Here is an 18,962-nt window from a genome sequence, read left to right on the forward strand (position 1 = left end):
CGCTCTGATCGGGTACCGAAATAGAAACGAGGCGAACACCTGCCGTGAGCAGCAGCTCTACATCCCAGTTCGGACAGAACCAGTGGTTGGTTGACGAGATGTACCAGCGTTTCCAGGACGATCCGTCGTCCGTGGACGCGAGTTGGCACGAATTCCTGACGGATTACTCTCCCGACGCCGCCGCCAAGGCAGGCGCAGCCAACGGACACGGCACGAACGGCACCACCACCGCCGCACCTGCTGCCGCTCCCTCCGCCAAGGCGTCGACTCCCCCGGTTCCCGAGTCCGAGACCGCACCCAAGCCTCAGACCAAGACGGCCAACGGCGCCGCGCCCAAGACTGCACCCAACGGTGCAGCTCCGAAGGCTGCTGCCCCGAAGACCGAGGCCCCCAAGAAGGCCGCACCCGCGAAGGAGACCGCGGCGAAGGACGCGAAGGCGTCCGCTCCCGCTCCTGCGGTAGAAGAGTCGAAGGTTCTCCGCGGCGCAGCTGCTGCCGTCGCCAAGAACATGTCGGCCTCGCTGGCCATTCCGACCGCCACCAGCGTTCGCGCCATCCCTGCGAAGCTGATGTTCGACAACCGGATCGTCATCAACAACCACCTCGCCCGTACCCGCGGCGGCAAGATCTCGTTCACGCACCTGCTGGGTTACGCGATCGTGCAGGCGGTCAAGGCGTTCCCGAACATGAACCGGCACTTCGCCGAGATCGACGGCAAGCCCAACGCGGTCACCCCCGCACACACCAACCTCGGTCTGGCCATCGACCTGCCGGGCAAGGACGGCAGCCGGTCCCTCGTCGTCGCCGCGATCAAGAACACCGACACCCACAACTTCACGCAGTTCTACAGCGCCTACGAGGACATCGTCCGGCGCGCGCGTGACGGCAAGCTCACCGCCGAGGACTTCTCGGGTGTCACGATCTCGCTGACCAACCCCGGCGGCATCGGCACCGTGCACTCCGTGCCGCGTCTGATGAACGGCCAGGGCGCCATCATCGGTGCCGGCGCGATGGAATACCCCGCCGAGTTCCAGGGCGCGAGCGACGAGCGTCTGGCCGAGATCGGCGTCGGCAAGCTCATGACGCTGACCTCGACGTACGACCACCGCATCATCCAGGGTGCCGAGTCCGGCGACTTCCTCCGGACCATCCACAACCTGCTGATCAGCGACGAGTTCTACGACGAGATCTTCCACGCGCTGCACATCCCGTACGAGCCGGTCCGCTGGCGCAAGGACGTGCCCGAAGGCGCCGTCGACAAGAACACCCGTGTTCTCGAGCTGATCGCCGCGTACCGCAACCGTGGCCACCTGATGGCCGATACGGATCCGCTGCAGTTCGTCAAGGACAAGTTCCGCAGCCACCCGGACCTGGACGTCCGCACGCACGACCTGACCCTCTGGGATCTCGACCGCGAGTTCAAGGTCGGCGGCTTCCACGGCCAGGAGAAGATGAAGCTGCGCGACGTGCTCAGCGTGCTGCGCGACGCGTACTGCCGCCACGTCGGTGTCGAGTACACGCACATCCTGGAGCCGGAGCAGCAGCAGTGGCTGCAGGACCGGGTCGAGGCGCACCACGTCAAGCCCACGGTCGCTCAGCAGAAGTACATCCTGAGCAAGCTCAACGCCGCCGAGGCGTTCGAGACGTTCCTGCAGACCAAGTACGTCGGGCAGAAGCGCTTCTCCCTCGAGGGCGCCGAGTCCGTCATCCCCATGATGGACGCCGTCATCGACCAGGCCGCCGAGCACCAGCTCGACGAGGTCGTCATCGGCATGCCGCACCGTGGTCGCCTCAACGTTCTCGCGAACATCGTCGGCAAGCCGTACTCGAAGATCTTCACGGAGTTCGAGGGCAACATGAACCCGGCGGCCGCGCACGGCTCCGGCGACGTGAAGTACCACCTCGGCGCCGAGGGCACGTACATCCAGATGTTCGGCGACAACGACATCACGGTGTCGCTGACGGCCAACCCGTCGCACCTCGAGGCGGTCGACCCGGTCCTCGAGGGCCTGGTCCGCGCGAAGCAGGACATCCTCGACAAGGGTGAGGACGGCTTCACCGTCCTGCCGCTCATGTTGCACGGCGACGCCGCGTTCGCCGGTCAGGGTGTCGTGGCCGAGACGTTGAACCTGGCACTGCTGCGCGGGTACCGCACCGGCGGCACCGTGCACATCGTGGTCAACAACCAGGTCGGTTTCACCACCGCCCCGGAGTACTCGCGTTCGTCCGAGTACTGCACCGATGTCGCGAAGATGATCGGCGCGCCGATCTTCCACGTGAACGGCGACGACCCCGAGGCCTGCGTCTGGGTCGCTCAGCTCGCTGTCGACTTCCGGGAGAAGTTCCAGAAGGACGTCGTCATCGACATGATCTGCTACCGCCGTCGCGGTCACAACGAGGGCGACGACCCGTCGATGACGCAGCCGGCGATGTACGACGTGATCGACACCAAGCGCAGCGTGCGTAAGAGCTACACCGAATCCCTGATCGGCCGCGGCGACATCTCGCTGAAGGAAGCCGAAGACGCACTCCGCGACTACCAGGGCCAGCTGGAACGGGTGTTCAACGAGGTTCGCGAACTCGAGAAGTACACGCCGGAGCCCAGTGAGTCGGTCGAGCTCGACCAGGTGCTGCCCACGAAGTTGAAGACGTCCGTCGACGAGTCGGTGCTCGAGCGGATCGGCGACGCGTTCGTCAACGTGCCCGAGGGCTTCACCGTGCACCCGCGCGTCAAGCCGGTCATCGAGAAGCGCCGCGAAATGTCCCGCGAGGGCAAGATCGACTGGGCGTTCGCCGAGCTGCTCGCATTCGGTTCGCTGGTCGACCAGGGCAAGATGGTTCGCCTGTCCGGCCAGGATTCCAAGCGCGGCACGTTCACGCAGCGTCACTCGGTCCTCATCGACCGCAAGACGGGCGCCGAGTACACCCCGCTGCAGAACCTGGGCAGCGAGAACCCCGGCAAGTTCCTCGTCTACGACTCCGCACTCAGCGAGTTCGCCGCCGTCGGCTTCGAGTACGGCTACTCCGTGGGCAACCCGGACGCGCTGGTGCTGTGGGAGGCGCAGTTCGGTGACTTCGTCAACGGCGCGCAGTCCATCATCGACGAGTTCATCTCGTCCGGTGAGGCCAAGTGGGGTCAGCTGTCCGACGTCGTGCTGCTGCTGCCGCACGGCCACGAAGGTCAGGGTCCCGACCACACGTCCGGTCGTATCGAGCGCTTCCTGCAGTTGTGCGCCGAGGGTTCGATGACCGTGGCGGTGCCGTCCACCCCGGCCAGCTACTTCCACCTGCTGCGTCGTCACTCGCTCGACGGAATCCGCCGCCCGCTGGTCGTCTTCACACCGAAGTCGATGCTGCGGAACAAGGCCGCGGTCTCCGACGTCGAGGACTTCACCACCGGCAAGTTCCGCTCGGTGTTCGAGGAGCCCACGTACGAGACGGGCGACGCCGAACGCGACAAGGTGCGTCGTGTCCTCCTCGTCAGCGGCAAGCTGTACTGGGAGCTGCTGGCGAAGAAGCAGAAGGACAACCGCGAGGACATCGCGATCGTCCGCATCGAGCAGCTGTACCCGGTTCCGAGTCGTCGTCTCCGCGAGACGCTGGACCGCTACCCGAACGCCACCGAGTTCCGGTGGGTTCAGGAGGAGCCGGCCAACCAGGGTGCGTGGCCGTTCTTCGGTCTCGCTCTGCCCGAGTTGCTGCCCGACAAGCTGTCCGGGATCAAGCGCATCTCGCGTCGTTCGATGTCGGCACCGTCCTCGGGTTCGAGCAAGGTGCACGCTGTGGAACAGCAGGAGATCATCGACGAAGCGTTCAGCTGAGCGTTTGACTGATCTGCCATTGAGCCGGGTCGAGTTCACTCCACGGAGCGGATTCGACCCGGCTTCGTGGTATCTGGACCTGCCCTCGGTGGCGGAACTGTGCGACAACGGGCTGGCATTCGAGCGGCCGGTCACGGTGATCGTGGGTGAGAACGGTGTCGGAAAGTCGACGTTGGTCGAGTCGATCGCCGCGGCCTGGCAGGGTGGGTTCCGCGGGGCGCAGGACCGGTTGTGGTCGGCGGGTTCCAGCCCCGAGGACGCGGATCTCGGCACTCACCTCACGTGTGTCGGCGCCCGGCCGCAGCCGTACGGCGGGTGTTTCCTGCGTGCCGAGTCGATGCATTCGCTGTTCGGTGCGGCCGACGAGTCACGTCCCCGCGAGGACGATCCGTCGTTCAATCAGCTCTCGCACGGTCAGTCGTTCCTGCGGTACGTCGCCGACCGTCCGATCGGGGTGGGCCTGTGGATTCTGGACGAGCCGGAGGCCGCGCTGTCGTTCCAGTCCTGCCTGGCGCTGCTCGGGGTCATCTCGGATCTCGCCGAGGAGGGCTCGCAGGTGATCATGGCGACGCACTCTCCCCTCCTCGCCGCCGCGCCCGGCGCCGAGGTCTGGGAACTCACCGACGAGGGCATCGACTACCCCGAGTGGAATCAGCTCGACCTCGTCCGCAACTGGCGGTCGTTCCTCGACGGACCCGACCGCTTCCTGCGGCATCTCTAGCCCGGCCGACCACTACCGCCCCGCCTCCGCCCGCGACCTCACGACCTGGACCGCGAGGGCGGTGGCGGCGAGGAGTCCGCCGAGGGCGGCGAGGGTGAGCGCGTCGGGGTGGATCAGCGGCTGACCGCGGAACGCCTGCCACGTGAGCAGGGCTAGTAGCCCGGCGTAGGCGAGCGCCAGCACGGCCGTCAGGGAGGCTCGGGTTCTCTCGCTGCGGAGCCACGGTATCCGCGACGCGAGGACGCTCAGGACGAGGGCGCCGAGCAGCATCGCCTGCAGGCCGTGCAGTCCGACGAAGTGCGGGATGCGGAGGTCGCCGCCGGACGTGCTCCAGTTGGTGACCGGCAGTCCCGGATTCTCGTCGGTGACGCCGACGCTGTGCCGTGCGGCGAGTTCGACGACGCGGCCGTTCGCGTCGGTCGTGGTCTGCCGGCCCTGAAATCCCATGAGGTACCCGAGTGCCATGCCGGCCACCGCCAGGAACAGGCCCGCATGGATGGCGCGGGTCAGGGGACGATCCCCCACGCGCTGGAACAGCAGTATCAGGGCGATCACGAGGTTCGCGACGAACAGTCCGGGGACACCGGTCATGAACACGTACTGGCCGATCGTGTTGACGGCGTCGTCGGACGTGTTGAAGTGGCTGAACGTTCCGCGCGCGGCCTGCACGGCGATGAATCCGACGTCGATGATGCCGGTCACGGCGAACACCGTCGCCATGGCCCGCGTCCATCGGCTGCCTCGGTGCGGGAGGGTCAGCATCCACGCCAGGGTGGCCCCGTAGAGCGCGAAGGAGACCGCGAACTTCAGCGGTTTGAGCCACACGGACACCCCGAGCACGGTCCGGTCGTCGACGAGGAGTCCGACGGCGCAGACGAGTGCGAGGGCGGTCATCGCGGCGACCATCACCGCCAGCGGCACCTGGCGGGACTCGACGATGCGGGAGCGGAGATCGAGGGTGGTCATGACGAGAACGCTAGGAACGTCGCATGCGTCGCCACGTCACGCCGGGGAATGAAACCGGTGTCACCCGCGGGTATTACGGGTGTACCCCGAGTACTAGGGGTGTCAGGTGGTGGTGGCCGACACCAGCGCGGCGGCGATCTCGGGTGCGGCGGCGATGGCGAGCGCGGGGAGGGCCTGGACGTTGAGTTCGATCAGTTCGTCGCGGGTCAGGTGTGGGTCGCGCAGCCAGGTGATCGTGACTTCCTCGACGTAGGCGATCCAGCCGCGGACGGCGAGTTCGACCGCCCGGGTGGGCTCGACACCGATCGCGGGCAGTTGTTCGAGGGTCCGTGCGGACATCACGGCCCGGGTCTCCTCGAAGACGGCGCGCATGTCCGGGTCGCCACTCGCCGTTCCCCGCAGGAGCGACACGTACGTGCCACGGTTCTCGCTGACGTAGTCGACGTACGACGCGAGCACCGAGCGCAGGATTTGCATCGGATCCCGCACTTCCCCGACGTACGGGTCGGGGGCGGTGCGGGCGAGCATCTCGCTGCTGGTGTGCCGGACGATCTCGAGGTGGAAGTCGTGCTTGGACGCGAAGTAGTGAAACAGGAGGCCGCGGGAGACACCCGCCTGATCGGCGATGTCCTCGACGGAGATCTGCTCGAGCGGGCGCTGCGCCAGCATCTTCGCACCGAGATCGATCAGTTGCGCGCGCCGTTGTTCGGGGCTGAGACGGGTCCGCTTCACGACGTCCATGAGACAAGACTACTGAATGAAGGTCAATAGGCTATTGACTGCCCCTCAATAGCGCCCTATGGTTTCTTACATGAGTCTCCCCGTCACAGATACTTCCGCCACCACCGCAGGTGTCCGGCACATCGACACGCTGATCATCGGCAGCGGGTTCGCCGGCCTCGGCGCGGCGATCAAGCTGACCCAGGCAGGCAAGACCGACTTCCTCGTGCTCGAACGCGGCACCGACGTCGGTGGTACCTGGCGAGACAACACGTACCCGGGTGCGGCGTGCGATGTTCCCTCACATCTGTACTCCTACTCGTTCGCGCTGAACCCGGAGTGGACCCGGTCGTTCTCGACGCAGCCCGAGATCCAGAAGTACATCCAGTCGGTGGCCGACAAGTACAAGGTGCGCGACAAGCACCTCTTCGGCTGTGACGTGCAGTCCGCCCACTGGAACGAGTCGACCACCCGCTGGGAGGTCACCACCACGAAGGGGAACTTCGTCGCGAAGGTCCTCGTCTCCGCGGTCGGCGCACTGTGCGAGCCGTCCCTCCCCGACATCAAGGGCATCGAAGGCTTCCAGGGCGAGATCTTCCACTCCGCCCGCTGGAACCACGACGCCGATCTGACGGGCAAGCGCGTCGCCGTCATCGGCACCGGCGCCTCGGCGATCCAGATCGTGCCCGCCATCGGCAAGAAGGTGTCGCACCTCGACGTGTACCAGCGCACGGCGCCGTGGATCCTGCCCCGCGCGGACCGCGAGTACACGAAGCTCGAGCACGCCGCGTTCAAGTACCTCCCCGGCTTCCAGAAGCTGTGCCGCACCGGTATCTACTGGATGCGCGAGAGCCAGGTCGTCGGACTCGCGAAGGCCCCGGTCTTCATGAAGCCGCTGCAGCTCGCGGCCGAGCGCCACCTGCGCCGCCAGATCAAGGACAAGGATCTGCGCAAGAAGGTCACGCCGAACTTTCAGATCGGCTGCAAGCGCATGCTGATCTCGAACAACTACTACCCCACCCTCGCGCAGGACAACGTCGACCTGGTGACCGACGGCATCGCCGAGGTCACGGCCGACTCGGTGGTCTCGAAGGACGGCACCGTCCGCGAAGTCGATGCCATCGTCGTCGCCACCGGCTTCCACGTCACCGACTCCCCCACGTTCGAGGGCATCTTCGGCAAGGACGGCCGCTCGCTCGCCGACGTCTTCGACGAGGGCGGCCAGCAGGGCTACAAGGGCGCGGCGATCGCGAACTTCCCCAACATGTTCTTCCTGGTGGGCCCGAACACGGGTCTGGGCCACACCTCGATGGTCTTCATGATCGAGTCGCAGCTCAACTACCTCGTCGACGCCCTTCAGACGCTCGACAAGTACGGCATCGGCAAGATCGAGGTCCGTCAGGACGCCCAGGACCGGTACAACGCCGAACTCCAGGAGAAGCTGTCGCACAGCGTCTGGAACAACGGTGGGTGCGCGAGCTGGTACCTCGACAAGCACGGCAACAACACCACGCTGTGGCCGGGCTTCACGTTCCAGTTCCGGAACGAGACGAAGCGCTTCGACCTCACCGCGTACGACAGCGTGGCCACCGCCGATCTGCCTGCACCCGTGCACGTGAACGGCAAGACCCCCGGCCCCGCCGCCATCCCCGCACAGATCGCCCTCGACGACGACAAGGTGACAGCACAGTGAGCGAGTTCGCAGGCAAGGTAATCGTGATCACCGGAGCCGGTTCCGGTATCGGCAGGGCGCTCGCCCTCAACCTGGCACGCCGGGGTGCCAGGTTGGCGATCTCGGACATGGACACGGTCGGGCTCGCCGAGACGGCACGCCAGGCCGAGGCGCTGGGCGCCGAGGTCAAGGCCGATCACCTGGACGTCACCCAGCGCGAAGCGGTGCTCGCGTACGCCGACGAGGTGCGGGCGCACTTCGGCAAGATCAACCAGGTGTACAACAACGCCGGCATCGCCTACCACGGTGAGTTCGAGAAGTCCGAGTTCAAGGACATCGAGAAGATCATGGACGTGGACTTCTGGGGAGTCGTCAACGGCACCAAGGCCTTCCTGCCGCATCTCATCGCGTCGGGCGACGGCCACGTCGTGAACGTCTCCAGCCTCTTCGGTCTGCTGTCCATGCCGGGTCAGAGCGCGTACAACTCGGCGAAGTTCGCGGTGCGCGGTTTCACCGAGTCGCTGCGCCAGGAGATGCTGATCGCCAAGCACCCCGTAAAGGTGACGTGTGTGCACCCCGGTGGCATCAAGACGGCCATTGCCCGCAACGCCACCGCGGGACCGGGTGAGGACCTCGACACGTTCGCGAAGTTCTTCGACCAGAAGCTTGCCCGCACCACGCCGGAGGCGGCTGCCGAGACCATCGTGAACGGAGTTCGCAAGAGCAAGCCGCGCGTCCTGATCGGCGCCGACGCCAAGTTCCTCGACGCCTGGGTGCGGCTCGTCGGACCGAGTTACCAGCGTGTGGTTGCCCTCGTCGCCGGACGAGTCCTCCCGAAGTCGAACTGAGGTACCGATGAGCTTCCACCTGCCGCTGCCGGTCGTCGCGACGGCCCTCCGGCCGTTCTACCGACTCAGCCTCAACGCCCGGCTTCCGTACACCGTGCAGCGGGCGCTCCTCGACCTCGGCGCTCCGTTGCAGCAGGTGCCCGCAGGTGCCGTCGTCCGCCCGACCTCGCTGGCCGGGCGGCCGGCGGAGCGAATCACGGTGGGACCCACCGAACGCCGGGGCGCGGTGCTCTACCTGCACGGCGGGGCGTACACGATCGGTTCGCTCGCCACGCACCGTTCGCTGGCCGCTCACATCGCCAGGGAATCAGGCAGCGTCGTCTACACCCTCGACTACCGGCTGGCCCCGGAGCATCCGTTCCCGGCCGGGCTCGAGGACGCGGTCGCGGCGTACATGGAGCTGAACACCGAACACGGTTACGAGACAGAGCAACTCGCCATCGCGGGCGATTCGGCGGGCGGTGGCCTCACGGTCGCCACGGCGCGCCGCCTGATCGACCGGCACGGTGTGACTCCGGCCGCGTTGGCGCTGATCGCTCCGTGGGTCGATCCCGGCAGGCGTGACACGTCCCGGGACCGGGATCTCGTGGTCAACACGGCGTGGTCGTTCGACGCCGCCGAGAAGTACCTGGGCAACGGGGACGCACACGATCCGGGTTACGCACCGCTGCACGGAAATCTGGCGGGACTGCCGCCGACGCTGATCCATGTCGGGGTGGACGAGGTGCTCTACCCGCAGATCATGGAATTCGTCGACAAGCTGAACGAGTCGGATGTGGACGTCACGCTCACCGAGTACGCCCGGCTGTGGCACGTCGCCCACCTACAGGCGTCCCTGGTCCGCGAGGCCGCGGATGCGGTCGCCGAACTCGGGGCGTTCCTGGGTTCACAGATGAGCGTCGAGCCACACCCGCGCCACGTCGGCTGAATCGGCACCACCGCGGACCTGGCCGATCATGTCGGCCAGGTCCGCGGTCGTCAGCTCACCCGCCACGACGTTCAGTGCCTTCAGCTGGGCTTCGGTGAGAGTTCCGATCCGGAACAGCGGCACCACGTTCTGTGCGGTGAACACGTGATCGTCGTCCGCCAGCAGCACCAGATCGGCGTCCGAGACGTCCGGTGACGCGGTGGTCACCCCGGCCACCCGCACGGCTCCGTCCGACGGTGCCGGAGCGGCGAGTTCGCCGACGGCGGCCGCGTCGTCGGCCACTGTCCGGGTCTGCGCGAACGTGCAGCCGGTGAGGTCGGGAAGCGCGTCGGCCTCGAACGCCGGGGCCAGCACGGCTGTACTGGTGGTGCACGAGGGAACGAGTTCGTCCAGGCTGGTGAGATCCAGCTGCCCGGACGTCTGCGAGGTCACGGCCAGCGCCGACCTGTCCTCGGCGGCCGCGAAGTCGGAGATCGAAAGCCCCTGTGGCAGAGCCTTGCTCAACGCCTCGAATACCTCGTCCTGTTCCGTCTGCGTCGATTCGGGGTCGTAGTAGCGCAGCAACCGGCCCGTGAACTCCGGCACCAGGTTGACGTTTCCGGCATCGAGCTGTCCGAGGTACGCGGTCCGGTCGCCGAGTCCCCCGTCGGTGATGACCGACGCCCCGGTCGAACGCAGGGCACCGGCATAGATTTCGGCCAGGATCCGGCTCTCCGCGCCGTCCCCCGCTCCCACCACGATCTCGCCCTGCCCTTGCCCCGCGGAACCGTCGAGGGTCGTGTCACCGCCTGCGCATCCCGACGCCACCCCCGCGACCAGCAGCAGCGCGGACCCGGCGATCAGGGCCCGGGACCATGCCGCCGGGCGCTCGGCCGATCCGTCTGTCCGTGTGTGTGCCACGTCGCGCCTTTCGTTTACCTCGAGCTGGTCGAAAACCGTGCTCTGTCCGCCCCTATCGTTACACTGGCCAACCGATGGCGCGGACACGCGTCCACCGGCTTCCGTCGGCAGGTCCGGCGCCGGTGACAACGGGAAGGACGCTCATGCGCACCTCACGAATTCTGTCGGGCTTCGCCCGCCGCTCCGTTGGCAGTATCGCTCTCGCGACGGTCGCCGTCGTGTCGCTCGCGGCGTGCGGTGGCGGCGGATCCGACCCCCTGTCCGCCGGCGGCGACGGATCGGGTGACGACCCCAACACGATCATCGTGGGATCCGCGAACTTCCCCGAATCGGAGACGGTCGCGAACATCTACACCGAGGTCCTCCGCGCCAACGGGTTCGACGTGACGACGAAGTTCAACATCGGCAGCCGTGAGGCCTACATCCCTGCGCTCGAGGACGGGTCGATCGACGTCATCCCCGACTACACGGGCAACCTGCTGCAGTATCTCGACCCCGATTCGACGGCCACGAGCGCCGCCGACGTGGACGCCGCGCTGCCTGCCGCGCTGGGTTCGGAACTGACGATCACCACACCGGCCCCGGCCGAGGACAAGGACGCCGTCGTCGTCACGAAGGAGACGGCGCAGCGCTGGAACCTCACCTCCATCGCGGATCTCGCGGCGCACTCGAACGAGGTGAAGTTCGGTGCTCCCGCCGAATTCCAGGAACGTCCCGGTGGCCTGCCCGGCCTGAAGGCCAAGTACGGCCTCGACATCACAGCAGACAACTTCGTCCCGATCGCCGACGGCGGCGGTCCCGCCACGGTGGACGCCCTCGCGGCGGGACAGATCACGGCCGCCGACATCTTCACGACGTCCCCGGCGATCGCGCAGAACGGTTTCGTGGTGCTCGCGGATCCGCAGAACAACTTCGCGGCGCAGAACGTCGTGCCGGTGGTACGCGCCACCAAGTCCTCGGACAAGCTGACCCGGGCGCTCGACGCACTGTCGGCGAAGCTGACCACCGAAGAGCTTGTCGCGCTCAACGATTCCGTGTCGGGTGACGCGAAAACCGAGCCGGCGGCGGCCGCGAAGCAGTGGGTGACGGACCAGGGGCTCGACAAGCCGGTCTCGTGAGGAGCCTGCCGTGATCACATTCTCGGGAGTCACCAAGCAGTACCCGGACGGCACGACGGCGGTCGACAACCTCGACCTCGAGATCGACGCCGAATCGTTCACGGTCTTCGTCGGGCCCTCCGGCTGCGGCAAGACCACGTCGATGCGGATGATCAACCGGATGATCACCCCGACCGCGGGAACGATCACGGTCGACGGCCGCGACATCGCCCAAACCGACGCGGTGAAGCTCCGACTCGGCATCGGCTACGTCATCCAGAGCGCGGGACTGCTGCCGCACCGCACGGTGGTCGACAACGTCGCGACCGTGCCGGTGCTGCGCGGCGACTCACGACGCAACGCCCGCAAGGCCGCGTTGGCGGTGCTCGAACGCGTCGGACTCGATCCGGCGCTGGCATCCCGCTATCCCGGGCAGCTGTCCGGCGGGCAGCAGCAACGCGTCGGGGTCGCGCGGGCGCTGGCCGCCGACCCGCCGATCCTGCTGATGGACGAGCCGTTCAGCGCCGTCGATCCCGTTGTCCGCGAAGACCTGCAGGCCGAGATGCAGCGCCTGCAGGCCGAGATGCGCAAGACGATCGTGTTCGTCACCCACGACATCGACGAGGCCGTCAAGCTCGGCGACCGGGTGGCCGTCTTCGGGCCGGGTGGCCGGTTGCAGCAGTACGACGCGCCCGACACGGTGCTGTCCGCGCCGGCCACCGATTTCGTCGCCTCGTTCGTCGGACGCGACCGCGGGTACCGCGGGCTGTCGTTCCGGACGGCAGATCAGGTTCCGCTGCACACCATCCGGACGGCGACCGAGAAGGAGTTGCCCGGGCTCCGGCTCGAACAAGGTGAATGGGTCCTGGTCGTCACGGATGCGGGCGTTCCGCGGGGCTGGATCGACGTCACCGGCGTCGAGGGGGCGCGGGCCGGACGGCCCGTCTCCGAATGCACTGCGGCGGGCGGATCCCTCTTCTCCCCCGGTGCCGACCTGCGGCAGGCCCTGGACGCGGCCATCTCCTCGCCGTCGGGCATCGGAGTGGCCGTCGACGCCGACGGCACGGTCACCGGCGGCATCCTCGGCTCCGAGGTGATCGCGAAGCTGGCCGAGCAGCGGGCAGCCGAGGATCGCGCGCGGGGTGAGCACTACTTCACTGCCCCACCGGCGACCCCGGACGGGCCGTGATCCCATGCGATGGCTCATCGACAACTTCTCGGTCGTCGTCGACCTGACGAAGACCCATCTCTATCTCGCACTGGTTCCACTGCTGATCGGGTTACTCATCGCGGTCCCGGTCGGGACCGCGATCCGGGGTGCGTCCTGGCTGCGGAAGATCACGCTGATCGTCGCGGGCATCGCGTTCACGATCCCGTCGCTGGCGTTGTTCGTGACGATCCCCTCCGTCGTCGGACTGCAGATCCTGGACCCGCTCAATGTGGTGATCGCGCTGACGATCTACTCCACCGCTTTGCTCATCCGTGCCGTGCCCGAGGCCCTCGACTCCGTTCCCGCCGACGTCGTCGACTCCGCCACCGCGATGGGTTTCACCCGGCTCCGCCGGGCCCTGACCGTCGAATTGCCCCTCGCGCTACCCGTTCTCGTCGCGAACGTGCGAGTGGTGGCGGTGACCAACATCTCTCTGGTGTCGGTGGGTTCGCTGATCGGGATCGGCGGTCTCGGCACGCTGTTCACCCAGGGCTACCAGCGAGACTATCCGGACCAGATCCTCGCCGGGATCATCGCGATCGTCGTTCTGGCCCTCGCGTTCGACCTGCTGCTGTTCCTGGTCGGGCGGGCACTGACACCGTGGACCCGGCAGCAGAAGGTCCGGCGCACGCCGCTGGTCGCGGGACAGTCGGCGGCCCCGGCCGCAGGGGAGGCTTCGTGAACATCTTCGGCGGCGCATGGGAGTACATCGTCGATCCGGGAAACTGGTCGGGCAGCACCGGAATCGGCGCCCGCATCCTCGAGCACCTCTGGTACAGCTTCCTGGCGGTCGCACTGTCCGCGGTGGTCGCGGTGCCGATCGGTCTGATCATCGGGCATCTGCGCAAGGGTGACGTGGTCGTGGTCGGTCTCGTCAACGCGCTCCGGTCGCTGCCGACACTGGGTCTGCTGACGTTTCTGGTGCTGCTGCTCGGACTGGGATTGATCCCGCCGATCCTCGCCCTGGTGATCCTCGGAATCCCGCCGGTGCTCGCGGGCACGTACGCGGGTGTTGCGAACGTCGACCGGACGGTCGTGGACGCCGCCCGCGCGATGGGGATGACCGAGTGGCAGGTCCTCACGCGTGTCGAGGCCCCGAATGCGCTGCCGCTCATGCTCGGCGGGCTGCGCAACGCCACCCTGCAGATCATCGCGACTGCTACGGTTGCTGCGTATGTCAATCTCGGCGGCCTGGGCCGCTACATCTTCGACGGATTGGCCCTGCGCCAGTACGACCGGGTGCTTGTCGGTGCGCTGCTCGTGACGATCCTCGCTCTGGTCGTGGACGGCCTGCTCGCGCTGGCGGTGTGGGCGTCCGTTCCCGGGACCGGCCGCCTGCGCCGCAACCCGAGCGCCCAACAGATCGCCGAACGCGCGTAATAGCGAACACGTCACCCAACGGCAAACACCCCGACACCGGAACCGTGGGTGCGGGTTCCGGATCGGGGTGCTCGACGGATTCTCGCTAGTCGGTGACGCCTTCTGCACGGGCAGCGGCGGCGACTGCCTCCGCGACAGCGGGGGCGACGCGAGGATCGAGCGGGCTGGGAACGATCTTGTCTACAGCCAGCTCGTCACCGACGACCGAGAGGATTGCCTCGGCGGCGGCGAGCTTCATACCTTCGGTGATCCGGCGGGCACCGGCATCGAGCGCACCCCGGAACACCCCGGGGAAGGCCAGCACATTGTTGATCTGGTTCGGGAAGTCACTGCGCCCGGTGGCCACGATCGCCGCATGCTTGCGGGCGATGTCCGGGTGGATCTCCGGGTCCGGGTTCGACAACGCGAACACGATCGAACCCTCCGCCATCGTCGCGATCAGCTCCTCCGGCACGGTGCCCGCGGACACCCCGAGGAACACATCCGCCCCGTCGAGGGCTTCGGCGGTGCCGCCGCGGCGGCCGGCCGGGTTGGTGCGCGCGGCCAGATCGACCTTGACCTCGTTCAGGTCCTTGCGGTCGGCGGAGACGATGCCCTTCGAATCGAGCACCGTGACATCGGCGATCCCGGCGGCGAGCAGGATGTTCGCGCAGGCGACACCGGCGGCGCCGGCACCGGAGATGACGACCCGCAGCTGGTGGATGTCGCGGTCCTGGACCTTGACCGCACCCTTGAGGGCGGCCAGGACGACGATGGCGGTGCCGTGCTGGTCGTCGTGCATGACCGGGCAGTCCAGGGCCTCGATGACGCGCTTTTCGATCTCGAAGCAGCGCGGTGCGGAGATGTCCTCCAGGTTGACGGCCCCGAAGCTCGGGCGCAGCCGGATCAGGGTTTCGACGATCTCGTCGGGGTCCTTGGTGTCGAGGACCAGCGGGATCGAGTTCAGGCCCGCGAAGTTCTTGAACAGGGCGGACTTGCCCTCCATCACGGGAAGCGAGGCCCGCGGGCCGATGTCCCCGAGGCCGAGTACCGCGGAGCCGTCGGAGACGACGACCACCAGGCGGCTGGTCCAGGTGTACCGGTCGGCGAGGGTTTCGTCGGCGGCGATGGCGCGGGAGACCTGCGCGACGCCGGGCGTGTAGGCGATGGACAGGGCGCGCTGCGTATCGAGGGCGGTCGTGGTCTCAACCGAGAGCTTCCCCCCGATGTGGCCGGCGAAGATCTCCTCGTCGGTCAGCTCGACCTTCTGCGGTGTGGTGGGTTCGGACACGATGGACACGATGACACTCCTGCTAAGTCCAGGCTCACTCGGGGCCGGGTTACTGAGAAGTAACCGTGAGGATCGGCGCTGATCCTCACAGTTGCTCCACGAACGACAACTGAGGGTGAAGCTTCCGGGGTGCGCGATCACGATGGCCGCAGAACGTCCGAAGCGTCATGGCACGGGCGGGTGAGCCCTGGCAACACTGCCATAAACCCCCGCCGAAGGGCGGTGGCGCCGACGTCGGAGTGGTGCTAAGTCTGGCACGAATATCGATGCACAATCAAATTGCCACGACAGTCAGATGTCTCACGTTTTCTGGCCTCTACCTGTGAGAACAAGTTACCGATGGGTCACTGTGAGAGCCGGTTTCACATAACGGGCCGAGCGTCCGTCAACCCCACCACTGGGTAGCCAGCAGAAGCGCCGCCGCCGCGAGGACGGCGACGGATGCGACCATGGCGACGAGACCGTCGCGGCGGTCCGCAATCCGCTGCGCCACGATCACGAACACGGACGCGACCACGTGCGCGGTGATGGAGATCGTCCCCGGGCCGGGAAAGCCCCGGCCGCCGCCCACGTAGGCGGAGCCGATCACGACGAGGCAGAGGATCACCACGCCGGCGGCGACGGCCCCGCTGAGGGCGCGCAGCGCGCGGACGACGAGAGGGCTGCGTCGCGGTTCGGTGGCCGTCACCGTCCTCGGAAGGGTGGGACCGTAGGGGTCGTACCGCTCGAACTCGTGCGTGTTCATGCCGAGACCACCTGTACGCCGGATGCTTTCGAGACGAGGGTGTCGAATTCGTCGGCGTCCGTCGTGAACTCGCCGAGCCGGATGGCCTTGTTCGTGCCGTGATAGTCGGAGGAGCCGGTGACGACCAGACCGAGCTCGTCGGCCAGTTCCTGCAGAACCCGAGTGTCGTCCGACGAGTGGTCGGGGTGGTGCACCTCGAGCCCGTGCAAACCGGCTCCCGCCAGGTCGCGGACGTGATCGAGCGACAGCAGCCGTCCCCTCGTGCGGGCCCGTCCGTGGGCGAGGACGCTCACTCCCCCGGCCTCCGCCACCAGTTGCACGGCGTCGTCGAGGGGGGTATCGGACTTGTCGACGAAGTACCGGCCGCGCGGGGCCAGCAGATCCACGAACGCCTCACCGACGCTGCCGACCACACCGGCGCGCATCAGAGCCCTGGCCAGGTGTGGGCGTCCCGCCGCGGGTCCCGCTTCCGCGAGCACCTCGTCGGCGTCGATGGGCAGACCGTCCTCCATCATCAACTCCGCCATCGCGCGGATTCGCACGATCCGCTCGTTCCGCAACCGTTCCCGCTCGCGTGCGAACGCCGCGTGCGCGGGATCGAACAGGTAGGCGAGGAGATGCACCGCAACCGGGCGTCCGTCCTCACCGCGGCCCTCGCAGGACATCTCCATGCCCCGCACCAGCGCGAGCCCCGCAGGCAACGCCGCGACCGCCTCGGCCCACCCCGCGGTCGTGTCGTGATCGGTGATCGCCACGATGTCGAGTCCTGCTGCCCCCGCGGCGCGCACCAGGTCCGCCGGGCTGTCGGTTCCGTCGGAGGCCGTCGAATGGGTGTGGAGATCGATGAGCACCAGACCAGTCTGTCAGGTGTCGCGGCACGGGGTCCGAGCGTGCGGCCCGGAAGCCTGGCGTGTCGTGCGACGCCGCCGGTCCGGAGCGGGTGCTGACGTACGATTCACCAGCAGCGTTTCCGACTCGCCGGTGAAAGGGAGGGCCCCGTGCCGTCTGTGCCCTCGCTCCCCAAGCGTGGCAGCGACAAGGATCAGCGCAGCGGTGACAAGGACCCGGGCCCCAGGATCCGCATCCCGACCGCGCGCGCCATCGTCGACTGCGGTGTGTACGTCGACGGCACGAGGCTCCCCGGAAAATACACGCACCAGGCCGCGATGGCCGAGGTCCGCAAGCGGGGCCGAGGGTTCGTGTGGGTCGGGTTGCTCGCCCCCGACGAGGGGCAGATGGAAAGCGTGGCCGAGACGTTCGGGCTGCACGAGTTGATGGTCGAGGACGCCGTCCACGCCCACCAGCGGCCGAAGCTGGAACGCTACGACGACGTGCTGTTCCTGGTGTTGCGGACGGTCAACTACGTGCCTCACGAGTCGGTGGCGACGGCCAGCGAGATCGTGGAGACCGGCGAGATCATGGTGTTCGTGGGCGCCGACTTCGTCATCACCGTCCGGCACGGCGACCATTCCCCGCTCGCGAACGTCCGCCACGCGCTGGAGGCGAACCAGGAGCGCCTCGCCCTGGGCCCGTACGCGGTGCTGCACGCGGTCGCGGACCACGTGGTGGACACCTACCTCGAAGTCACCCAGGCCATCGAAGAGGACGTCGACGGCATGGAGGAGGCGGTGTTCAGCCCGCGCAGCAGCGTCGCGGTCGAACACATCTACCTCCTCAAGCGCGAGATCGTCGAACTCCGCAAATCGGTGAACCCGCTGTCCAACCCGCTGCTGCGGCTGACGCGGGCACCGGGCAATCCGGTGCCGAAGGAGATTCGCCGCTACTTCCGCGACGTCCTCGACCACCACACCACCGTCGCCGAGCGGATCGCCGAATACGACGAGGTCCTCAGCTCACTCGTCGACGCCGCCCTCGCCAAGATCGCCGTGCAGCAGAACACCGACATGCGCAAGATCTCGGCGTGGGTGGCCATCGCGGCCGTGCCGACGATGATCGCGGGCATCTACGGCATGAACTTCGACAACATGCCCGAATTGCATTGGCAGTACGGCTATCACGGCGTGGTATTCGTGATCGCATCGGTGACGGTGGCCCTGTTCGTCACGTTCCGCCGGAACCACTGGCTCTAGAGGGACGCGGCACCGCGGTACGGATCGCGGACGTCGATGCCCGCCTCCGTCCAGGCGTCGCGCAGTGCCCCGGCGCCGCGCAGCCGGACCCACGCCGCTTCGGTGCCGGTGAGCGGCACGACAGCGAGGAACCGCACGGCCTCCGCGGGTTCGGGCAGCGGGAGGTCCGGGACGGTCGATTCACCGAGCAGCACGGCGGTGAACGGTGCGTCCTTCCACAGCGGCTCCCCCAGGTCGAGCAGCGCGTCCTCGACGAGAACCACCCCTTCCACCGACGGCGCCGCCGCCAGGACCGCGAGGGTCCGCGCAACTCCCGATGCCACCCCGGCCCCACCGCGCAGGGTGAGGATCAGTTCGGCGCGGGGGCCACGGAGCGGGTCGGCCACCAGTTCGCCGGGGTCGCCCATCGGGTGCCGGGAGCACCCCAGGGTCACGTAGCGCACCAGCCCCTCTTCGTCGGGTGCGAACCGCAGCACGTCCAGCGGCTCGACGCCCAGGAACGTCACCGATGCCGCAGTCGGCTCCGGTCCCCCGATCTGCCCCAGCAGGTGCGCGCGAACGGAGGCCACAACGCTGTCAGTCACCCCGCAATCA

The 18,962-nt window shown here is 67.6% G+C and carries 17 protein-coding genes; 10 read left to right on the forward strand and 7 right to left on the reverse strand.

Translation table 11 applies throughout. The features are described 5' to 3' along the window. The first annotated feature begins 44 nt into the window (after nucleotides 1-44). Both QM693_RS11170 and QM693_RS11175 read left to right on the forward strand, forming a co-directional pair. Nucleotides 45-3,821, forward strand: coding sequence for a multifunctional oxoglutarate decarboxylase/oxoglutarate dehydrogenase thiamine pyrophosphate-binding subunit/dihydrolipoyllysine-residue succinyltransferase subunit (locus QM693_RS11170; protein WP_280783523.1), 3,777 nt, complete (start codon nucleotides 45-47; stop codon nucleotides 3,819-3,821). A gap of 4 nt (nucleotides 3,822-3,825) precedes the next feature. After that, nucleotides 3,826-4,542: an AAA family ATPase gene (locus QM693_RS11175; protein ID WP_283352367.1), complete on the forward strand. Its 717-nt coding sequence runs from the start codon at nucleotides 3,826-3,828 to the stop codon at nucleotides 4,540-4,542. A gap of 12 nt (nucleotides 4,543-4,554) precedes the next feature. Here the strand turns inward: QM693_RS11175 and QM693_RS11180 are convergent, their stop codons facing one another. Together QM693_RS11180 and QM693_RS11185 are read right to left on the reverse strand one after the other, a co-directional pair. Further along, nucleotides 4,555-5,508, reverse strand: a complete 954-nt coding sequence (locus QM693_RS11180; protein WP_283352368.1) for a hypothetical protein — start codon at nucleotides 5,506-5,508, stop codon at nucleotides 4,555-4,557. Nucleotides 5,509-5,610: 102 nt separating this feature from the next. Further along, entirely contained in the window at nucleotides 5,611-6,249 is a 639-nt protein-coding gene (locus QM693_RS11185) for a TetR/AcrR family transcriptional regulator (protein ID WP_283352369.1), read from the reverse strand. Between the two features lie 70 nt (nucleotides 6,250-6,319). Between QM693_RS11185 and QM693_RS11190 the strand changes: the two genes are divergently transcribed. From QM693_RS11190 to QM693_RS11200, 3 genes are read left to right on the forward strand one after another with little or no spacing between them, the layout of a single operon-like run. Next, a complete protein-coding gene (locus QM693_RS11190) occupies nucleotides 6,320-7,921 on the forward strand; it encodes a flavin-containing monooxygenase (RefSeq protein ID WP_280783519.1) in 1,602 nt (533 codons plus the stop codon). Further along, nucleotides 7,918-8,748, forward strand: a complete 831-nt coding sequence (locus QM693_RS11195) for an SDR family NAD(P)-dependent oxidoreductase (RefSeq protein WP_280783518.1) — start codon at nucleotides 7,918-7,920, stop codon at nucleotides 8,746-8,748. The genes QM693_RS11190 and QM693_RS11195 overlap by 4 nt, the downstream gene beginning before the upstream one ends. Nucleotides 8,749-8,755: 7 nt before the next feature. After that, nucleotides 8,756-9,676: an alpha/beta hydrolase gene (locus tag QM693_RS11200; RefSeq protein ID WP_280783517.1), complete on the forward strand. Its 921-nt coding sequence runs from the start codon at nucleotides 8,756-8,758 to the stop codon at nucleotides 9,674-9,676. Here the strand turns inward: QM693_RS11200 and QM693_RS11205 are convergent. After that, the gene (locus QM693_RS11205) at nucleotides 9,635-10,576 is read right to left on the reverse strand and encodes an ABC transporter substrate-binding protein (RefSeq protein ID WP_283352370.1); all 942 of its coding nucleotides are present in this window, start codon (nucleotides 10,574-10,576) and stop codon (nucleotides 9,635-9,637) included. The two genes, QM693_RS11200 and QM693_RS11205, sit on opposite strands and share 42 nt — an antisense overlap. Before the next feature lie 143 nt (nucleotides 10,577-10,719). Here QM693_RS11205 and QM693_RS11210 point away from each other — a divergent pair, with 143 nt between their 5' ends. From QM693_RS11210 to QM693_RS11225, 4 genes are read left to right on the forward strand one after another with little or no spacing between them, the layout of a single operon-like run. Beyond that, the gene (locus QM693_RS11210) at nucleotides 10,720-11,694 is read left to right on the forward strand and encodes an ABC transporter substrate-binding protein (protein ID WP_283332899.1); all 975 of its coding nucleotides are present in this window, start codon (nucleotides 10,720-10,722) and stop codon (nucleotides 11,692-11,694) included. A gap of 10 nt (nucleotides 11,695-11,704) precedes the next feature. Continuing rightward, the gene (locus QM693_RS11215) at nucleotides 11,705-12,862 is read left to right on the forward strand and encodes an ABC transporter ATP-binding protein (RefSeq protein WP_283332898.1); all 1,158 of its coding nucleotides are present in this window, start codon (nucleotides 11,705-11,707) and stop codon (nucleotides 12,860-12,862) included. 4 nt (nucleotides 12,863-12,866) lie between these two features. After that, nucleotides 12,867-13,565, forward strand: a complete 699-nt coding sequence (locus tag QM693_RS11220; protein ID WP_005239327.1) for an ABC transporter permease — start codon at nucleotides 12,867-12,869, stop codon at nucleotides 13,563-13,565. After that, the gene (locus tag QM693_RS11225) at nucleotides 13,562-14,263 is read left to right on the forward strand and encodes an ABC transporter permease (RefSeq protein WP_283332897.1); all 702 of its coding nucleotides are present in this window, start codon (nucleotides 13,562-13,564) and stop codon (nucleotides 14,261-14,263) included. Before QM693_RS11220 ends, QM693_RS11225 begins: the two co-directional genes overlap by 4 nt. An 85-nt stretch (nucleotides 14,264-14,348) precedes the next feature. On the opposite strand, the gene QM693_RS11230 is transcribed toward QM693_RS11225, so the two are convergent. The 3 genes from QM693_RS11230 to QM693_RS11240 form a co-directional block, all read right to left on the reverse strand. Further along, nucleotides 14,349-15,542: an NAD(P)-dependent malic enzyme gene (locus QM693_RS11230; RefSeq protein ID WP_283352371.1), complete on the reverse strand. Its 1,194-nt coding sequence runs from the start codon at nucleotides 15,540-15,542 to the stop codon at nucleotides 14,349-14,351. Between the two features lie 376 nt (nucleotides 15,543-15,918). Continuing rightward, entirely contained in the window at nucleotides 15,919-16,278 is a 360-nt protein-coding gene (locus tag QM693_RS11235; RefSeq protein WP_283332895.1) for a hypothetical protein, read from the reverse strand. Beyond that, a complete protein-coding gene (locus tag QM693_RS11240) occupies nucleotides 16,275-17,129 on the reverse strand; it encodes a PHP domain-containing protein (RefSeq protein ID WP_105412761.1) in 855 nt (284 codons plus the stop codon). Before QM693_RS11240 ends, QM693_RS11235 begins: the two co-directional genes overlap by 4 nt. 147 nt (nucleotides 17,130-17,276) lie before the next feature. Here QM693_RS11240 and corA point away from each other — a divergent pair, with 147 nt between their 5' ends. Further along, nucleotides 17,277-18,368, forward strand: a complete 1,092-nt coding sequence (corA, locus tag QM693_RS11245) for a magnesium/cobalt transporter CorA (RefSeq protein ID WP_280783512.1) — start codon at nucleotides 17,277-17,279, stop codon at nucleotides 18,366-18,368. Here the strand turns inward: corA and QM693_RS11250 are convergent. Next, on the reverse strand, nucleotides 18,365-18,952 hold the full coding sequence (locus QM693_RS11250; protein WP_283332894.1) for a suppressor of fused domain protein: 588 nt from the start codon (nucleotides 18,950-18,952) through the stop codon (nucleotides 18,365-18,367). The two genes, corA and QM693_RS11250, sit on opposite strands and share 4 nt — an antisense overlap. Between the last annotated feature and the right edge of the window lie 10 nt (nucleotides 18,953-18,962).

It is taken from the genome of Rhodococcus sp. IEGM 1305 (genome assembly GCF_030058635.1).
Classification (GTDB): domain Bacteria; phylum Actinomycetota; class Actinomycetes; order Mycobacteriales; family Mycobacteriaceae; genus Rhodococcus_F; species Rhodococcus_F opacus_D.